The organism is Paenibacillus sp. B1-35 (assembly GCF_050474385.1).
Lineage (GTDB): Bacteria > Bacillota > Bacilli > Paenibacillales > Paenibacillaceae > Paenibacillus_B > Paenibacillus_B alvei.
The window spans coordinates 1-3,623 of the sequence record NZ_JBCHVJ010000019.1 but is presented as its reverse complement, the minus strand read 5'-3'; the positions used below and the strand labels follow the sequence as shown (position 1 = coordinate 3,623).

The following is a 3,623-nucleotide window of genomic DNA, read 5'->3' as shown; positions in this document are numbered from 1 at the left end:
ACATGCATCATATCGTGTCCGACGGTACCTCCATGAACATTTTGGTGCAGGAATTGACGAAGCTGTATGCGGGAGAAGAATTGGAACCGCTGCGGCTGCAGTACAAAGATTATGCGCTCTGGCAGCAGGGGTACCGACAAAGTGCGGCCTACCGGAAGATGGAAAGCTACTGGCTGAGCCAGTTTGCAGGCGAGCTGCCGGTGCTGAGCCTGCCGACGGATGCTCCGCGACCGGCGGTGCGCAGCTTCGAGGGGGATCGGGTCGATTTCGAGCTGGACAGTGTGCTGGCCGAAGCGGTCAGAGAGATGGCCCGGGAAAACGGCGCAACCGTATACATGGTGCTGCTGGCCGCGTACAGCGCCCTGCTGGGGCGGTTAAGCGGTCAAGAAGAACTGATCGTCGGTACATCGATCGCCGGGCGTTCCCATGCGGACCTGCAAGGGATGCTGGGGATGTTTGTGAACACGCTGGCGCTGCGGATGAACCCGTCCGGAGAAAAGCCGTTCTCTGCTTACTTGCAGGAAGTGAAGCAGACGGCGCTCGGGGCCTTGGAGCATGGGGACTACCCGTTCGAGGAACTGGTGGAGCAGGCGGTGAAGCAGCGGGATATGAGCCGCAATCCGTTGTTCGATGCCATGCTGGTGCTGCAAAACACCGAGCAGGCTGATTTAGAGCTGGCGGGCCTGCAATGGACGCCGTATCCGATGGAGAGCGGAGCAGCGAAATTCGACTTGACGCTGTCGGTCAGCGAGCACGAGCAGGGGATGCGATGCACAATGGAATATGCGTCGAAACTGTTCGAACGGACGACGATCGAGCGCTGGGCGGGTCACTTCACCGAACTGCTGCGCCAAGCGGTCCGTCATCCGCAGGCGATGCTGGGAAGCATCGAGATGCTGACAGACGACGAGCGGGAAGAGCTGCTGGTGACATTCAACGATACGGCGGTTGAGCTGCCGGCGGAAGCATCGGTGCATGCGCTGTTCGAACGGCAGGCTGCACGGACCCCGGATGCGGTAGCTGTGGTATTTGAAGATAGGCTGCTGACGTACCGAGAGTTGAACGAGCGGGCTAACCGCTTGGCGAGAAGATTGCAGGCGCGAGGGGTGCAGCGTGAGCAATTGGTAGGCATCATGGCCGAACGCTCGCTGGAGATGATCGTAGGCATACTGGCGATACTAAAAGCCGGCGGAGCATATGTGCCGATCGATCCCGAGTATCCTCAGGAACGCATCTCCTATATGTTAGAGGATTCCGGGGCGCAGGTGCTACTGATTCAGAATCATTTAAAGGAGAAGGCTTCTTTTGCGGGAGTCAAGGTGGAACTGGAAGAGGAGCCGTTGTCCGTTGCAGAAGAATACTTCGCGAATAGTGCGAACTTGGCAGTGGCAGCAATGGCCGATGATCTGGCGTACATCATCTACACCTCGGGCTCAACAGGAACGCCTAAAGGGGTATGCGTGACGCATCGCGGGGTTGTCAGACTTGTTTCGTCATCAAATTATGTGGACATTAGCGAACAAGACGTATTTTTGCAGGGATCAACGATTTCCTTTGATGCTGCGACGTTTGAGATATGGGGCAGTTTGCTGAATGGTGCGGCGCTGGCGATTTTGCCGCCCGGAAAATTGTCGCTAACGGACTGGGTGCAGGCGATTCAGCAGCATCACGTCAGTATTTTGTGGCTAACGGCTGGCTTGTTCCATGTGATGGTGGAGGAGCAGTTAGAAGGTTTGTACGGGGTGAAGCAACTGCTGGTTGGCGGTGACGTTGTTTCAAGGCCGCATGCGAAAAAAGTGTTGGAGCGATTCAGCGAAATACGGCTGATCAACGGTTACGGTCCGACGGAAAACACGACGTTTACGTGCTGCCATGAAATCCGAATGTCGGATGTGGAGCGCGCGTCGATTCCGATTGGCCGTCCGATCAGCAACACGCAAGTATACGTGCTGGGCAGAGCCCAAGAGATATTGCCTATTGGCGTGATTGGAGAGTTGTATACCGGCGGCAGCGGACTAGCGCGCGAATACTTGAACAATCCGGAGTTAACAGCGGCGAAGTTTGTGGAGCATCCGTTTGCGGCGGGCGAGCGGTTGTACCGAACAGGCGATTTGGCCCGCTGGCTGCCGGATGGAACAATAGAGTATGCAGGTCGCATGGACGATCAGGTGAAAATCCGCGGTTACCGGATTGAGCTTGGAGAAATCGAAGCACAGCTTCTTCGTGTAACGGACGTTCAGGAAGCGGTGATCATCGCCCGCGAGGACGAAACCGGCCGGAAAACGCTGTGTGCCTACATCAAAGCGACACGTGATCTAGAGGCCGATGAACTCCGAAACCCTCTGGCGCAAAAACTGCCAGGGTACATGATCCCGTCGTACTTCGTGCAGCTTGCGCAGATGCCGCTGACGCCTAACGGCAAAGTGGACCGCAAAACACTGCCGGCGCCGGAAGCAGGCATGAGTGCGGGGACGGAATACGTCGCCCCGCGCACGGGCGAGGAAAAAGCGCTCGTGTCCGTTTGGCAGTCGGTGTTGGGCGTAGAGAAGATTGGCATCTTCGATCATTTCTTCGAGCTTGGCGGCGATTCGATCAAAGCGATTCAAGTCGCTTCACGGCTGCTGCAAGCCGGGTATAAGGTCGAGATGAAAGATCTGTTCCGCTATCCGGTCGTCGCCGAGCTTAGCTCCCAGATGACGGCGGTCACTCGCCGTACGGAACAAGGAGAGGTGTACGGTTCAGTGCCGCTTACGCCGATCCAGCGCTGGTTCGTGCAGCATGATCCCGTGGATCTGCATCATTTCAACCACGCGGTCATGCTGCACCGGGAAGACCGGTTCGACATCGGGGCGCTGCGCCTGACGATGCAGCGCATCGCTAAGCATCACGACGCGCTCCGAATGATCGTCACGCAGACGGAAGACGGCTACGCCGCTTGGAACTGCAGCGCGGAAGACGGGGAAAGCTATCGTCTGGACGTATTTGACTTCCGTGGCGAAGAAACATGGAGCCAGCGGGTTGAGACGGAGGCCGGCAAGCTGCAGGCCAGCTTCTCGCTGGCCGCCGGTCCGCTCCTGAAACTGGGCTTGTTCCAGTGCCCGGACGGGGATCATTTGCTGATCGCGATTCATCATTGGGTCGTCGACGGAGTATCGTGGCGCATCCTTTTTGAGGATATCGCGTCAGCTTACGAACAAGCGGCGCAAGGACAGGACATTCGGCTGCCGCTGAAAACGGATTCGTTTCAAACGTGGGCGCGGCAGCTTGGCGCCTATGCAGCAAGTCCGGCGATGGAGGCGCAGCGTGCTTACTGGCAGTCGATTGTAGTGAAGGATCTAGTGCCTCTGCCTAAAGATGATGAGCAAGGCGCGTCCACGCTGGCCGTCAGCCGGACGTTGACGGTGGAATGGTCGCAGGTGCAGACGCAGCAATTGTTGAAAGAAGCACATCGGGCCTACGGGACGGAGGTCAACGATCTGTTGCTGACCGCCCTGGCCATGGCGGTTCAAGCGTGGAGCGGACTCGAACGCGTGGCGGTCTTGCTGGAAGGACACGGCAGAGAACCGATTGCGGCGGATGTGGATGTTAGCCGGACGGTCGGCTGGTTTACGAGCGCGTATCCG

1 protein-coding gene is annotated in these 3,623 nt (G+C 57.8%); it reads left to right on the top strand.

Annotated features, from left to right (window positions below):
* Window positions 1-2 precede the first annotated feature (2 nt).
* A partial coding sequence (locus tag ACQ5BJ_RS26230; protein ID WP_430113430.1) for an amino acid adenylation domain-containing protein occupies window positions 3-3,623 on the top strand: 3,621 nt, incomplete at its 3' end.